This window comes from Halocynthiibacter sp. (genome assembly GCF_049608145.1).
Taxonomy (GTDB): Bacteria; Pseudomonadota; Alphaproteobacteria; order Rhodobacterales; family Rhodobacteraceae; genus Halocynthiibacter.
Map to the genome: position 1 here is coordinate 18,750 of NZ_JBMYXF010000005.1, position 14,398 is coordinate 33,147.

A 14,398-nucleotide genomic window follows, 5' to 3' on the forward strand; every position below is an offset into this window, starting at 1 on the left:
CTGAAACTGAATATAGGTATCACTTATCAATCAGGTCGTGACGGGCAATGCAATGCTCTCTCTTGCCCGTGTCCCCGCAATGGCTTAGAGCAGTGGAAACCTTATAAGACAGAGAGAGACCATGCGCCTCAGCCGTTATTTCCTGCCCGTTCTCAAAGAAAACCCGGCCGAAGCCGCGATTGTCAGCCACCGCTACATGCTGCGGGCCGGGATGATCAAGCAATCCAGCGCAGGGATCTACTCCTGGCTGCCGATGGGCTTCAAAGTTCTGAAGAAAATCGAAAACATCGTGCACGAAGAACAGATCCGCGCGGGTCACATTCCGATGCTGATGCCAACCATTCAGTCTGCGGATCTTTGGCGTGAATCTGGTCGTTATGACGACTATGGCGAAGAAATGCTGCGCATCAAAGACCGTCATGACCGCGATATGCTGTTTGGTCCGACCAACGAAGAACTGATTACAGATATCTTCCGCAGCCATGTGAACAGCTACAAAGATTTGCCGCTGACCCTGTATCATATCCAGTGGAAATTCCGCGATGAACGCCGCCCGCGCTTTGGCGTGATGCGGGGCCGCGAATTCTATATGAAAGACGGCTACAACTTTGATCTGACAAAAGAAGACGCATTACACGCCTATAACCGTCATCTGGTCAGCTATCTGCGTTCCTATGAGCGTATGGGCCTGCAGGCGATTCCGATGCGCGCCGATGGCGGCCCGATTGGCGGCGACTATACCCATGAATTCCTAGTGCTGGCGGAAACTGGCGAATCTGAGGTGTTCTATGACAGCGCCGTGACCGATCTAAGCTTTGGTGATCGCGAAATCGATTACGACAGTGTGGAACAATGTCAGGGCGTGCTGGAAGAATTCACTTCCAAATATGCCCGCACCGACGAAACCCATGATGAAGCCCTGTTCAACGAACTGCCCGAAGATCGGCGTCGTGTGGCACGCGGGATCGAAGTTGGTCAGATCTTCTATTTCGGTACCAAATATTCCGAAAGCATGAAGGCGACTGTGGTTGATGAAAACCAGAAGCAGGTCGAAGTGCATATGGGGTCTCACGGCATTGGCGTGTCCCGTCTGCTGGGCGCGATCATCGAAGCATCCCATGACGACAAAGGTATCATTTGGCCTGAAGGCGTAACGCCATTCCACTGTGGCATCGTTAACCTGAAACAGGGCGATGACGAAGCTGATGCGGCCTGTGAGGATCTATACGCGCAGCTGACGAAAGCCGGCCTGGAGCCGCTGTATGATGATCGCAAAGAACGTGCGGGTGGTAAATTCGCGACAATGGATCTGATTGGTCTGCCATGGCGCATCACGGTTGGTCCGCGTGGGCTGAAAAACGGTGTGGTCGAAGTCACCAGCCGTAAAACCGGCGAAAGCGAAGAGATGACACCAGAAGCCGCGATCAACAAAATCATCGCGATCTACGAAAACATCTGAAATATTGCCTAATGTAAGGCGTTCTAAGCGGCCCCCCGAAAACAACGGGGGGCCGCTTTCTTTATGGGTCAAAGGCCGGATGAAACATGACGTCGCCCTGGGGCATATCACCGGAAAACCGGATCGCCTGCAGATATGGGCTGGTTTCCCCGGCAAGACGCAAATCGGATGTGATCGCAAAATCAAAGCGTCCGTAATACTTTGGGTTTCCAAGCAAAACACAGCCTTTCGCCCCTTGGGCCTTCAGGCGGTGCAGCCCGTTTCGGATCAACGCCCCACCAACACCCTGTCCGTGATGGTCAGGACGCACAGAGACCGGCCCAAGGCAGAACCATCCTAGATCCATCGCCGCAATTTTTACGGGCGAAAAAGCAACATGACCTATAATCTCGCCACGTTCCAATGCGACAAGGGACAGGGTGAGTGCGCCTGCCTTGCGCAACAAGCCCGTGATCTTTCCGTCATGTTCACTGCCGTAAGACACCGTCGCAAAGGCCGCATGTGTTACCGCATCAATGGCCTGATAATCGGCCGGCTCCTCTGGTCGTATAAACATCGTTACCCTCCCTCGGGCAGAGAAATCTGACCGTGTCGCGACAGTGCTGTACCCATTTTCCGGCATTTGGTTTGGGTCGAACAACGCGTTTCGAACAACGGCCCGTGCCTGAGATTTACAAAAACTCCCTGAGTAAGCCCTGGGAAAACATCAGTATTATGGTGGATGGAATGTGTTCCGACAAGATGACCGTTCGGAGTGTGTTTTTGATGGATGTCGCCACCTTGCGCCAGCACGTTGAAAACGCGCCATATTTCTTTTGAGATATCCATGATGAACCTGTTGTTTAGATCAAACCACGCGAAAGCATCCGGAAAATCCGGATTTCGCAATTAAAAATCCCGTTGGGGATTTTCAGGTGTTCGATACAATCTCAGACATCTACAATTCCTGTCATGTTCAGGGCACTTCCAGATGACCGGATCTATCTGAGTGTGTCAAACAGATAGATGGCACGGCTTGTCTGGATGAATTAGACCGTAAGTATAGCGGCCGCTGTCGCACGCGCCGCTATTTTGTTTTTTGATGCCAGTGGGCGTGGGAAACTTTAAGCTTTGACCATCATAGGGTTTGAGGTTTTTAAAGTTTCAGCTTTGGATGGCGATTGACGTCTTTATAGAGAAGGTAACGAAAACGCCCCGGTCCGGCTGCAACGCAAGCCTGCGGACAGAAGGCGCGCAACCACATGTAGTCACCTGCTTCGACTTCAACCCAATCGTCATTCAGCCGGTAAACGGCTTTGCCTTCCAGCACGTATAATCCATGTTCCATCACATGGGTTTCAGCAAAGGGAATGCTGCCGCCCGCTTCGAAGTTCACGATGGTGACATGCATGTCATGGCGCAGGTCTGCCTGGTCCACAAAGCGTGTTGTGGACCAGGCACCATTGGTGTCAGGCATTACAGAAGGTGCCATTTCAGTTTCATTGGTGACAAAGCTTTCGGGTGCATCTACGCCTGCTGCAACCTCGTAAGCTTTTCTGATCCAATGAAAAGTTACATTCTTGTCGCTGGTGTTTTGCAGGCTCCACTCTGCGCCTGGGGCGATAAAGGCATAGCCCCCTTCACCCAGGGTATGGTTTTGCCCATCAAGAGTCAGTTCCGCACTGCCCGATACGACGAACAATACGCCCTCGGCCTCTGCATCTGGTTCTGGTGTGTGACTGCCGCCGCCCGGTGCAACTTCCATAATGTAATGGGAAAAGGTTTCCGCAAAGCCAGACAGAGGCCGCGCGATGATCCAAGCGCGCGTCTCATTCCAATGCGGAAAGACAGACGTCACGATATCACGCATCACCCCTTTGGGGATCACAGCATAAGCCGTTTTAAACACGGCACGATCCGTCATGACCTCCGTTTGCGCCGGATGCCCGCCAGTGGGTGCGAAATATTTGCCTGACATGTTCTGTTTCTCCTTCAGTCACTTTCACCATACGCAAAAAGCCGGATGATTTCCCGCCCGGCCTTTCTGAAAGAATTACTTGAATTCTTTGATAATCCCGGCTGCTTTCCGCTAACGCCAGAACAACGGCTTGTCCTCTTTTAGAAGCTAGGGCACAGTTCATAGAATTCGTCAGGATTGACCCTATTCCGAGGTAGCTTAGCAGCAAAGCGCCGGGCTCTAGACCCGGAGAGCGCGGGTGCAAATCCCGCCCTCGGACCATATTTAAGAGTAAATGATGTCGGAACAGCCTGGTCAGAAGTACGCTTTTTTCAACCTTTTGCAGTCTTTAGAGACCGGTCAGGCCAGCAAGGCGCACCAATGGCGCGAGGTTCTCGCGGCCATGCAGGCTGGTGATCTAACTGTGGGGCGCCGGCAGGCGGTTGCAGGCATGCCTGTTTGGGCAACGCCTGAAATCATCCGCGGCGGTTTTTCCACCACAGCCTACCTTGCTGGTGGCGATCTTTTGCCCCATGAAATCGCCTTGGCAGAGCATCTTTCTCTGCCATATGTTGGGATATCTGATCTGCGCCAAGTCTTGAACGCTTGGCATCTAAGCGATGATGGGATTGCCCACCTTCGCAATCTCGCCGAAAGCGGCAAGTTCATTGCCGCAACGCCTGAAGAACACGCGCTGCTTACCGTTGCACTGCTGATGGAAACAGCGCCGGACGCGGCAAACACGATCCTAAACGACATCACACCGTTCTTTGATCGGCTGCGATTTTATCCTAAAGCCTCTGACCACAATTGCCCTGATGGCGTATTTACCCGCAACGTCGGTCAATTGCGGCGATCCCTTCGACAGAAAGAACCTTCAGAGCAAGTTCGCCAACAGCATAACAGTTTGACGATTTGGATCCCGCTCTATGATGATCTAGCCGACTTGCTAGAAGAACGCGACACGCCACATTGGCAGGTAAACGCGCTGCGCTGGAACGCCCGATATGAAAAAGCTGCAGGCAAGGCTGCTGCACGCCGCTGGACCCGGCGCAACAGCCCGTTTCAACGATGTCGCGCGGCACTGACGCTTTTGCTGGCAGACGGTTTGCTGCCCGCACATATCGAAAAGGATGTTCAGATTATCCTTGCGCGACGCAATGCGAAATACGGCCCACAGAAGCTGCGCAAAATCTGGCGGGAAAAACAGATAAAACAAGATGTTGAACTGCGATTTGACGTAACTGCAAAAATCCTTATCAACCGTCTTGCAGAACTGCCTGCGGATCGGGGAATCGCGGATGTTGTCGCTGTAAGCCGCGCGATTTCCATAACGGAGGCCCGCAACGGCGCAATCGAAGGCAGTCCCTTGCCCGCCAGCTTTACAAGGAAGTTGCAAAAAGCCCGCATGGCCCCAGTCAATGAGTTGCTTGAAGATGGTGCCATATCTTCTCCGGAAGAACTCGCCCGTGTTCTGCCTCAGATGACCGCCGGGTTTCATGCCTCAGGCTTCGACAGCCAGGCTATGCGCCATGTGTTCACCAGCCTCTACAAAGCGTTCAACAAACGGCGCTCTCTTTTGCTTTTGAACCTAGAGGGACAGGTCAAGTTGCGCGAGGTTCCATGGGGCCAGGCCCTGATGGATCAGCAGGCCCATGATGCCGACAGCCGGGAAATCGCGCGCCTGGCCCTAAGTGAACTGGTGCGCCTAACGCTGACACATTTCCCACATGTGATTTTTCCCAATGCACTGATCACCGAGATGTCTGGCCTGGCAGAGCTTGCAGGCATAAATATCCCGTTCACGCGTGAAATCGCAGCCGATATATTTATGGGGCGTTTTTCCGATAACTATAGCAAAGCCGCACTGATCAGCCGGACTTACTATTCCGGCAAGCTATACGACTGCTATTATCGTTTGAATACGCCAGGCATGCCCGGGTCTTTCACCGATCGCTGTTTTCAGCGTGCGAACGTCCGTGACAGATTTAACTGGTCGGTTGCCTCAAATGGCCTGCTGATCGAACAGCAGCAAATTCTTACATCACATAACTTGGCCCAGATCTTCACCGTTCTGAACTTACATGACCTGGACTTCGCACAAATGGCCCAGGATTGTTTCAACTGGATATGTCATGCCCATCAGACGCCCAAAAGCAACTGGCGGGCCGCCCTTCAGACCACCAAAAACTGTGCCTTCGCTTGGCGTCAGATGATTGCATTCCTTTCGGAACTTTCACCGGCGCAGCAACGCGATGTATTCTCTGGGATTTCAGAAACACTGAACAGGCAAAAACCAGAGTATCAAAATCTAATGCAACCCGCGCTGAACACGCTCGGACGCGCGCTTGAAGGCACCGCGCCAACCGATGTAGATGCCGTTTTTCTGGGTTGGTCCAGGGGCACGCATCCATTCATGCCCCCTTATAAAACATAAAAGCCGGGGTATGTGCCCCGGCTTTCCAAAGTTTAAAACATCGTGAAATCAGATCATGTCTGCGATGATCTTTTCAAGCTTTTCGCTGTCGCGGGCAAAACCACGGATGCCTTCAGCCAATTTTTCGGTTGCCATGGCGTCTTCGTTCATATCCCAACGGAAAGCTGCTTCGGTCAGGGCTGCAGGACGGTCGGCCGTTGCGCCTTTGTCTTCCAGCATGCGGGGCAGGTCGCCAGTGTCTGCTGCCAGTTCGTCGAGCAGTGCTGGGCTGATGGTCAGACGGTCGCAGCCCGCAAGGGATTTGATTTCACCGGTGTTGCGGAAACTTGCGCCCATCACAACGGTTGGATAGCCGTGGGTTTTGAACCAGTTGTAAATGCTGGTCACGGATACAACACCCGGATCGGTTTCGGCGGTGTATTCTGTGCCCGGGTTGGTTTTCTTGAACCAATCCAAGATACGGCCTACAAACGGTGAGATCAGGAAAGCACCTGCTTCGGCACAGGCGCGGGCCTGGGCGAAACCGAAGATCAATGTCAGGTTACAGTTGATGCCGTCTTTTTCCAGAACTTCTGCTGCGCGGATGCCTTCCCAGGTTGCTGCGATCTTGATCAGCAGACGGGATTTATCAACGCCTGCAGCATCAAACAGCGCCACAATTCGGCGGGCTTTGGCGATGGTTGCATCTGTGTCGTAAGACAGGCGTGCGTCCACTTCGATGGATACACGGCCAGGCACCAGCGCCACGATCTGTTGACCAAAGCCAACCGCGATCTGGTCAATTGCGTCTTCGACGATCTGTGCGTCAGATTTATCAGCACGGTCTACACGGCCAATCGCGGCCTTCACCAGATCCGCATATTCCGGCATGGTGGCAGCCTTCAGGATCAGGGAAGGGTTTGTGGTGGCGTCAATTGGGTTAAGGCGTTCAATCGCGGCAATATCGCCGGTGTCAGCCACAACAGTGGTCATTGAGCGAAGCTGTTCAAGCGCAGTAGACATGGTGCAGTTCCTGTGAATTACGGATGGATCATGGGTGTTTTCCAGAACTATATTAGAAACCTGTCCCGGCTGATACCGGATAATTCAGCTTTGTGCTGGATCGGGGAAATGTGCCTGAGTCTTTACAATGATGACCGGTTTCTTGACAATTACGGCCACAGTTGTAACCCATAGACAACGCACATCTATAAAAGAGATCCCATGAAACTTGCACATCGTGAAATCGGCCCTGAACATCCCCCTCTTGTTATCGCGGAAATCGGGATCAATCACGAAGGCGACCTAAGTGTCGCGAAAGACATGGTACGCATGGCGCGTGATGCGGGCTGCGAATGTGTCAAACATCAGACCCACATTGTGGAAGATGAAATGACACCCGAGGCCCAGCAGATCTTCCCGCCGAATGCCGATGTATCCATCTGGGAAGTGATGAAGCGTTGCGCCCTGTCACTGGAAGACGAGATTGAGCTGAAAAATTACACTGAAAGCCTGGGGATGATTTATATCTCAACCCCGTTTTCGCGTGCCGCTGCTGATTTCCTGAATGAAATTGATGTGCCTGGCTTTAAGATCGGATCTGGTGAGGCTGACAATCTGCCTTTGATCCGTCACATCGCACGTTTCGGCAAGCCAATTATTCTGTCCACGGGCATGCAAACCATTGAAACCATGCGGGCATCCGTTGAAATTTTGGAAGAGGCAGGCGTTGAATATGCGCTTTTGGAATGTACCAATCTATACCCAAGCCCAGCCGAAATCGTATCCCTGCAGGGGGTGACCGATCTGAAAAACGCGTTCCCTAATGCGACTGTCGGGTTCTCTGATCATTCGATCGGGCCGACAATGGCGCTGGCATCTGTGGCGCTGGGTGCGACCATTCTGGAACGCCATTACACCGACAGCCGTTATCGCAAGGGCCCGGATATTTCCTGTTCCATGGATCCTGCAGAACTGAAATTTCTGATTGATCGTTCCAAAGAAATTCACACCGCCCTGCACAATGAAAAGAAACGCACAGGCCCTGAAGAAGATGTTTATCGTTTCGCCCGCGCAAGTGTTGTTGCGGATAAAGACATGCCCGCAGGTCACGTGATTTCCGAAGCCGACATCTGGGCGCGTCGTCCTGGTTCTGGCGATATTGCGGGCTATGATTTCGACAAAGTTGTTGGCAAGACGTTGAAGGTTGCAGTGACCCATAATCAGCAGCTGAAATGGTCTGATCTGGATTAATCTGCAGATCCCCGCGGGATCGTCCTTGCAGATATGGTCAAAACCGGTGATCCGCGATACACAGGGGATCACCGCAGGGCAGACAGAAAGACACAGATGCAAAGCCTTCTTTTCGTAACGGGCACACGTGCCGATTTTGGCAAGCTTGAACCCTTGGCCTCTGCCGCGCGGGATGCGGGGTTTGATGTGTCCTTTTTCGTCACGGGCATGCATCTGATGGAACGCTATGGCCTGACCAAACTTGAGGTTCAGAAAACCCCGGGTATCGTCAGTTACGAATTCATGAACCAACGTGCGGGTGACCCACAGGATACGATCCTTGCGAAGACCGTTTTGGGGTTCTCTGATTTTGTCGCAGAGCAGAAACCAGATCTGGTGATCGTGCATGGCGACCGTGTCGAAGCCCTTGCCTGTGCCTTGGTCTGTGCCACCAATTATGTGCGCTGTGCACATATTGAAGGCGGCGAAGTGTCTGGTACGATTGATGAAATATTTCGCCACTGTAATTCTAAATTGGCGAATTATCACTTTGTCAGTTCCGAAAATGCCGGCAAGCGCGTTCAGGCGTTGGGTGAACCTTCGGACAGCATTTATGTCATTGGCTCACCTGAGTTGGACTTTCATTCAAAACCATCCGGTGTGACGCTGGAAGAGGTGAAAGCACGGTATGACATTGGTTTTGATGACTATGGTATCTGCGTTTTTCATCCCGTGACATCCGAGGCAGATCAAATGGGCGCGCAAGCCCAGGCGCTGTATGGTCAGTTGCAGGCATCCGGTAAAAACTTTGTGCTGATCCTGCCCAATAATGACCCCGGGTCCGAGGCGATTTTTGACATCATTAACGCCCTGCCATCTGATCAGTTTCGTGCCATTCCATCTATGCGGTTCGCTCATTTTTCTGAACTGATGAAAAATGCATCTGTCATGGTTGGCAACAGTTCTGCCGGTGTGCGCGAAGTGCCGTTCCTTGGTGTGCCGTCCCTTGATGTCGGCAGCCGTCAGACCAATCGCGCCCAGGCGCCGTCGGTGCATAATGCAGCGGCCACAGATGAAATTGCGATCCGTGCGTTTCTGACAAATCAATGGGGTAAGCGGTATGAACCCCACACAGCTTTTGGGGAAGGCAACGCCACAGAACGCTTTGTAACCACGCTGCAAAACCCTGAATTTTGGCAGAGTGGCTTGCAAAAAGAGTTCGTGGATGCGGTTTGAGACGCCCTTAAGCTATCGTGCATACCGAACCCTGACGGGCCTTATCCCGCTGATTGCCAGGCGCCATCTGCGAAAACGCATCGCAAAGGGAAAAGAACACGACAGTCGCTGGATTGAAAAGCTAGGGCAGGCCACATTGCCCCGCCCGGCTGGCAGGTTGATCTGGCTGCATGCGGTCGGCCTGGGCGAAGTTCTGGCTTTGCGTGGTCTGATCGACGCCTTGCATGCCCGCGATGCTGATCTGAATTTTCTGGTCACAAGTGGCACGCTTGCGTCGTCGAAAGTGTTTGAAAAAAATGCGCCAGCCAACACGGTGCATCAATTTTTGCCGCTTGATCATCCGCGATATATCCGTGCGTTTCTGGATCACTGGCAACCCGATTTAAGCATCTGGTCAGAACAGGAGATCTGGCCAAATCATGTGTTTGAAATCCACAAACAGGGCATTCCTCTGGCCTTGATCAATGGCCGCCTGACATCAGACGCCTTTGAAAGCCGGAGCCGGTTCAAACGGTTATATCAAAGTGTGTACCAACGCTTTTCTTATGTTGCGGGGCAAGATCCTCAAACGGCGGATCGCCTAGCGAAATTGGGTGCATTGGATGTGAAAACCCACCCAACGCTGAAGGCTGGATGTGCGCCACTGGCTGCGGATGCAGGGGATCTGCAAACGCTGCAGGAGTCCACCCAGGGGCGGATGATTTGGGCCGCGACATCAACGCATCCAGCAGATGAAACCATGGCCCTTGAGGCGCATAAACGTCTGTTAGACGTGCAGCCTGATGCCCTTTTGATCGTCGCCCCACGCAATCCATCTGAGATGGACACTTTGCGTGCCGGGGCTGCGAAGAATGGGATGACGCTGGCATTTCGCGGCGAAACGCATTTACCTTCTGTTCATACTCAGGTGTTTGTTTCTGATACATTCGGAGAGCTGGGTTTGTGGTATCGCCTTGCCCGTCGCGCGTTGATTGGCGGTAGTTTTGGTGACATTGGCGGTCATAACCCTTGGGAGGCTGCGCAACTGGATTGTGCTATTCTGCATGGGCCGAATATGGCGAACTTTATCCCTGATATGAAAGCGTTACATGCAGAAAATGCGGCGCTGGAAACGTCTGATACCGACGGTTTGTTTGCGGCTTTAATCGATGACGCGACACTGGATATGCCCCCGCGTGCGCGCGTGGTGGCGGACAAGATGGGACGCACGGTGTATGATCTTGCGGATGAATTGACGGGAATGTTGAAATCATGAGTGTTCACAGTTTTCCCAGCCCCCGCATGCGTTGGTTCTTGCGATTTTACACGTTGCTTTGGGTTGCGTTGTTTCCTTTTGCTATGCTGTATCTGTTCTGGCGCGGGCGCAAAGACGGGATGTATCGCGAATTCCTGAATGAACGTTTTGGGGCGTATATAGACAAACCCGTGACCAATGGCGTCTGGGTGCATGCTGTGTCTCTGGGAGAATTCCGTTCTGCTGTGCCGTTAATTTCGGCTCTGTTGGAGCGTGGCGAAAAAATCGTGATCACAAACTTTACCCCTGCGGGACGACGTGAGGCGCGTAAACAATTTCCGGAAGCCATTGCAAATAATCAGATGTCGATCATTTGGGTGCCGTTTGAATTTGACTGGTGTTTTCGCAAGTTTTTTCAATCTTTCCGCCCGAAATATGGCCTGGTGATGGAGGTCGAATACTGGCCGCGTATGATAGCGTCTTGTCATAAACACGGGGTGCCCTTGTTCATCTGTAATGGGCAATATCCAACCAAAAGTTTTGAGCGTGATCAGGGCAGAATGCGCGCGGAATTGGTGGGTGGGTTTGCCGGTGTGTTGGCGAAATCGGATTTGCAGGCGGACAGGTTTCGTAGCCTTGGTGCCACAAATATCGCTGTGACGGGAGAGTTGCGTTTCGATCAACCCATTGCGCCACACCTGTTACAGGCGGCGGCGGTCATAAAGCCCAATCTGTTACGTCCGGTGGTGACGCTGGCGAGTGTGGTTTTGGGCGAAGATGAGACCTATATCGCTGGGATTAAAACCGCACGTGCGGCGTGGTTGAAGGCCGGGAAAACACCGCCTTTGTTCATTTATGTGCCCCGCGCGCCGGAACGCTTTGATGAAACCGGCGCGTTGCTTTCTGCCGCGGGTCTGAATGTGATGAAGCGCAGTGATGTTCTGGGGGATGCCCTTGATTTGACTGCTGATTTGGCCGGGTGTGATGTGTTGTTGGGTGACAGTATGGGGGAAATGTATTTTTACCTGTCACTGGCGGATCAGGTGATTGTTGGTGGCGGTTTTCACCCGAAGGGCGCGCATAATGTGATTGAACCGCTGGCCGTACGCAAACCCGTTCTGGTCGGGCCTGAAATATGGACAATCGAATACCCGGCGTTCGAAGCGATTGAGGCGGGTGTTGTGCAGCATTTGCAGACCGATGACGACTTGATCCGCGCCCTTGGTCCGAACGCATTGGGCGAAATAAAAGGCGACATAGATGTATTCTATGCCGCCCATGCCGGGGCGACGCGCCGGACAATCGACGCGCTGCCTGAATTGCTAAGCGCTGTTACCAGCCGCTGAAACCACCATCAACATTGATCATTTGACCGGTCATATAGGCGGATTGTGACGAACAAAGGAACAGCATCGCATCGGCGATTTCATCTGGCTCAGCCATACGACCCGCCATGATCAGATTGCTGACGCGTTTCTGGAATTCCTCGGAATGGCCGTTGAAAACTGCGCCTGGGGAAATTGTGTTAACGGTCGCTTTGCGCGGTGCCCAATATCCAGCCAGCCACAATGTCAGGCCGTGCACGCCTGCCTTTGTCGTTGAATAGGCTGAGAAATTCTTAAACGGCATGCCGTCGTAAATTTCGTGGTGGGGCCCGTTCAGCGCATACATAGAGGCGACGTTGATCAGGGTGGATGGGTATTTTCCGACAATATCGCGATCCATTTGGCGGGCAACCATGAAGGCACCGGTCAGGTTGGTGCGCAGGGTTTTTTCCCAATCATCCACCGTGGTATTGGCAAAATCAGGAAAGCTTTTGCCCGCGCCCATCAGCATTTCACCAGTGATGGCGGCGTTGTTCAGAACCACATTCGGATTCAGGCCCGCGCCTTGTACCTGCTTGAAGATTTCGGTGACTTGTTCCTCGCTGGACACATCCAGTTCAAAGAAATTGAACGCGGGATTGTCCCCGTGTTCTTCCTTCAGCGCATCGGCGCGGTGGCCGGGCAGGTCGCTTGCGACGATTGTGGCACCGCCCGCCAACATGCGACGAATATATGTGCTGCCCAACACGCCACCGGCACCGGTCAGAAAAATTGTTTTATCACTCAGTTGCTTATCCATTAAGCTGCTCCTGCATCAGAAGTTTCACAAGACGAAAATCAAACTCTTCGTCGATATCAAGGCACCGCGAAGCGGGCATAACATAGGGGATCACCCGGCCCTCAAATAGGGCCTCGGCGCGTTTCAAATAGGCGGGATCAACCACATAGGTTGACGCCGCATGTTCATAGACGATGGGGGCCTGTTGGCGGGCAACGACGCCGCCGGGCAGGGGCTTTGACACATGCAAAGCACCACTTTCATCCGGCTCAACAAGGTTGAAATAGGGGTTCTTACGTGCATCACAACAGGACATGACCATGTCTGGCTTTTCCGCGAAAAACAGATCCAACGCCTTGTCGATGTCTTCGGCAATGCGCAGGGGCGATGTACAATCCAGATCAAGAAATGCGCTTGCGGTGCCGGTTATCTTTTCGGCTTCTTCTAGGGCGTGCTGCCAAACATTCCACTTCCCAGCGGTGTCATTGGCCAGATGGGCGGGGCGCAGGCCAATTTCCAGCGCACCCTTCTTCACCGCATGGGCGTACATGTCCGGGCAATCGGTGGAAAAAACAACTGCATCCACACGGTGGCTTTCAAACAGCTGATCCAAGGACCAATCCATCAGGGGCTTGCCGCAGAGATCGCGGAAGTTTTTACCGGGCACGCCTTTGCTGCCCTTACGCGCGCCAATATGGCCAATGATCATGAGACAAATCCTGTGATTTTATTGTGGAATTTTCGTGCTTGCCAGGCGCGCGCGATCAGATCGCAACTGTCATAGACCTTGTCCATACGTGGCAGAAGCGGGTTGTCGGATGGGGCCTTGCCCTGCACCAACGCTAGGAAGTCGCGCATGATCCCGTGGAACATTTCATTGCGTTCCAGTGGCAGATCAAGGGTTTCAATGCCCCCCGCGCGGGAAATACGATAGTCTTGCGCACCAAGGTTGAAATCATGCAACGCATCCATGCCACGCAGCGCAATTTTGCGGGTGCTGACGGGGGAGAGATAATCCATTGTGACGGTGCCAGAAGGGCAGTTTTCACCGTGCAGTGTAATGCGTGAGGCGAAATCAACATTTGGATAATCGTCATGGCCCAAGCTTGCGACATCCACGTTCAGGGCCTGCGGAAACAGGCAATGCGCCATGTCGATTTCATGGCAGAGATCCAGCAATACACCACCACCATTGGGGCGGGCAGCGTAGCTTTCTGAAAACACCCAGTTTTCGCGCCATTGGTTCACATCATGGCCGATTTCCAGATTAAACCCATAGGTTTGGGACAGATCCTGTTGTGCGAGGGCCTGCAAGGCAGGGTGGTAACGCATCATGAAACCGATGATGGATCGTTCCTGCAATGCCTTTGGAATGGCATAGATTTTGGCCAGCTCATCCGGATCAAAGGCGACAGGTTTTTCGATATACATCGGCAAATCATATGTGGCGCATAGCTGAACCAGTTCCAGGCGGATGTCGGTCGCGGTTGCGATGACTGCACCGTTGAAAGTGCCGCTTTTGATCAGTTCGGTTGCGCGATCCAATCCACCGTCGCGCCAGGACATAATCTGGCTTTTTCCGCCTAGTTCCAGAATGTTATTGTGGTGGCGTTTGCCAATTGATCCGGCCCCGATCACCAGGATATTCACATGTTCGTTCACAGTTTGCCCCGTCTTTTGTCGTTCTACCCATATAGGAAGCCAGGCATAATCTCCAGCAGAAGCGGGTGAGGCGGTGGATTGCTTTGCAAATCTGCCATCTGTTCGGAAAAGTTACTATGA

General features: G+C 52.9%; 13 protein-coding genes. 6 read left to right on the top strand and 7 right to left on the bottom strand.

What is annotated here, in order from left to right; all coding sequences use genetic code 11:
• Nucleotides 1-121: 121 nt before the first annotated feature.
• Nucleotides 122-1,459, top strand: a complete 1,338-nt coding sequence (proS, locus tag ACPGUT_RS02970; protein ID WP_423988757.1) for a proline--tRNA ligase — start codon at nt 122-124, stop codon at nt 1,457-1,459.
• Nucleotides 1,460-1,520: 61 nt separating this feature from the next.
• On the opposite strand, the gene ACPGUT_RS02975 is transcribed toward proS, so the two are convergent.
• The 3 genes from ACPGUT_RS02975 to ACPGUT_RS02985 form a co-directional block, all read right to left on the bottom strand.
• A complete protein-coding gene (locus tag ACPGUT_RS02975; protein WP_423988758.1) occupies nt 1,521-2,015 on the bottom strand; it encodes a GNAT family N-acetyltransferase in 495 nt (164 codons plus the stop codon).
• 2 nt (nt 2,016-2,017) lie between these two features.
• Nucleotides 2,018-2,287 carry a YjhX family toxin gene (locus ACPGUT_RS02980; protein ID WP_423988759.1) on the bottom strand — a complete coding sequence of 90 codons (270 nt, stop codon included), beginning with the start codon at nt 2,285-2,287 and terminating at the stop codon, nt 2,018-2,020.
• Between the two features lie 307 nt (nt 2,288-2,594).
• Nucleotides 2,595-3,416, bottom strand: a complete 822-nt coding sequence (locus tag ACPGUT_RS02985; RefSeq protein ID WP_423988760.1) for a bifunctional allantoicase/(S)-ureidoglycine aminohydrolase — start codon at nt 3,414-3,416, stop codon at nt 2,595-2,597.
• A 277-nt stretch (nt 3,417-3,693) separates the two neighbouring features.
• Here ACPGUT_RS02985 and ACPGUT_RS02990 point away from each other — a divergent pair, with 277 nt between their 5' ends.
• A complete protein-coding gene (locus tag ACPGUT_RS02990; RefSeq protein WP_423988761.1) occupies nt 3,694-5,832 on the top strand; it encodes a hypothetical protein in 2,139 nt (712 codons plus the stop codon).
• Between the two features lie 48 nt (nt 5,833-5,880).
• On the opposite strand, the gene tal is transcribed toward ACPGUT_RS02990, so the two are convergent.
• On the bottom strand, nt 5,881-6,834 hold the full coding sequence (gene tal, locus ACPGUT_RS02995) for a transaldolase (protein ID WP_423988762.1): 954 nt from the start codon (nt 6,832-6,834) through the stop codon (nt 5,881-5,883).
• Nucleotides 6,835-7,035: 201 nt separating this feature from the next.
• Here tal and ACPGUT_RS03000 point away from each other — a divergent pair, with 201 nt between their 5' ends.
• The 4 genes from ACPGUT_RS03000 (at nt 7,036) to ACPGUT_RS03015 (ending at nt 11,859) form a co-directional block, all read left to right on the top strand.
• Nucleotides 7,036-8,064, top strand: coding sequence for an N-acetylneuraminate synthase family protein (locus tag ACPGUT_RS03000; RefSeq protein WP_423988763.1), 1,029 nt, complete (start codon nt 7,036-7,038; stop codon nt 8,062-8,064).
• Between the two features lie 96 nt (nt 8,065-8,160).
• Nucleotides 8,161-9,279 (top strand): UDP-N-acetylglucosamine 2-epimerase, encoded by a 1,119-nt coding sequence (neuC, locus tag ACPGUT_RS03005; RefSeq protein ID WP_423988764.1) that lies wholly within the window; start codon nt 8,161-8,163, stop codon nt 9,277-9,279.
• Nucleotides 9,269-10,534 (top strand): 3-deoxy-D-manno-octulosonic acid transferase, encoded by a 1,266-nt coding sequence (locus ACPGUT_RS03010; RefSeq protein ID WP_423988765.1) that lies wholly within the window; start codon nt 9,269-9,271, stop codon nt 10,532-10,534. The genes neuC and ACPGUT_RS03010 overlap by 11 nt, the downstream gene beginning before the upstream one ends.
• On the top strand, nt 10,531-11,859 hold the full coding sequence (locus ACPGUT_RS03015; protein ID WP_423988766.1) for a 3-deoxy-D-manno-octulosonic acid transferase: 1,329 nt from the start codon (nt 10,531-10,533) through the stop codon (nt 11,857-11,859). Before ACPGUT_RS03010 ends, ACPGUT_RS03015 begins: the two co-directional genes overlap by 4 nt.
• Here the strand turns inward: ACPGUT_RS03015 and ACPGUT_RS03020 are convergent.
• Genes ACPGUT_RS03020 through ACPGUT_RS03030 form a run of 3 tightly spaced genes read right to left on the bottom strand, consistent with a single transcriptional unit; the run spans nt 11,846 to nt 14,278 of the window.
• Nucleotides 11,846-12,637, bottom strand: coding sequence for an SDR family oxidoreductase (locus ACPGUT_RS03020; protein ID WP_423988767.1), 792 nt, complete (start codon nt 12,635-12,637; stop codon nt 11,846-11,848). The genes ACPGUT_RS03015 and ACPGUT_RS03020 overlap by 14 nt on opposite strands.
• Entirely contained in the window at nt 12,630-13,325 is a 696-nt protein-coding gene (locus ACPGUT_RS03025; protein ID WP_423988768.1) for a cytidylyltransferase domain-containing protein, read from the bottom strand. The genes ACPGUT_RS03020 and ACPGUT_RS03025 overlap by 8 nt, the downstream gene beginning before the upstream one ends.
• Nucleotides 13,322-14,278, bottom strand: a complete 957-nt coding sequence (locus ACPGUT_RS03030) for a Gfo/Idh/MocA family protein (protein WP_423988769.1) — start codon at nt 14,276-14,278, stop codon at nt 13,322-13,324. Before ACPGUT_RS03030 ends, ACPGUT_RS03025 begins: the two co-directional genes overlap by 4 nt.
• Nucleotides 14,279-14,398 lie beyond the last annotated feature (120 nt).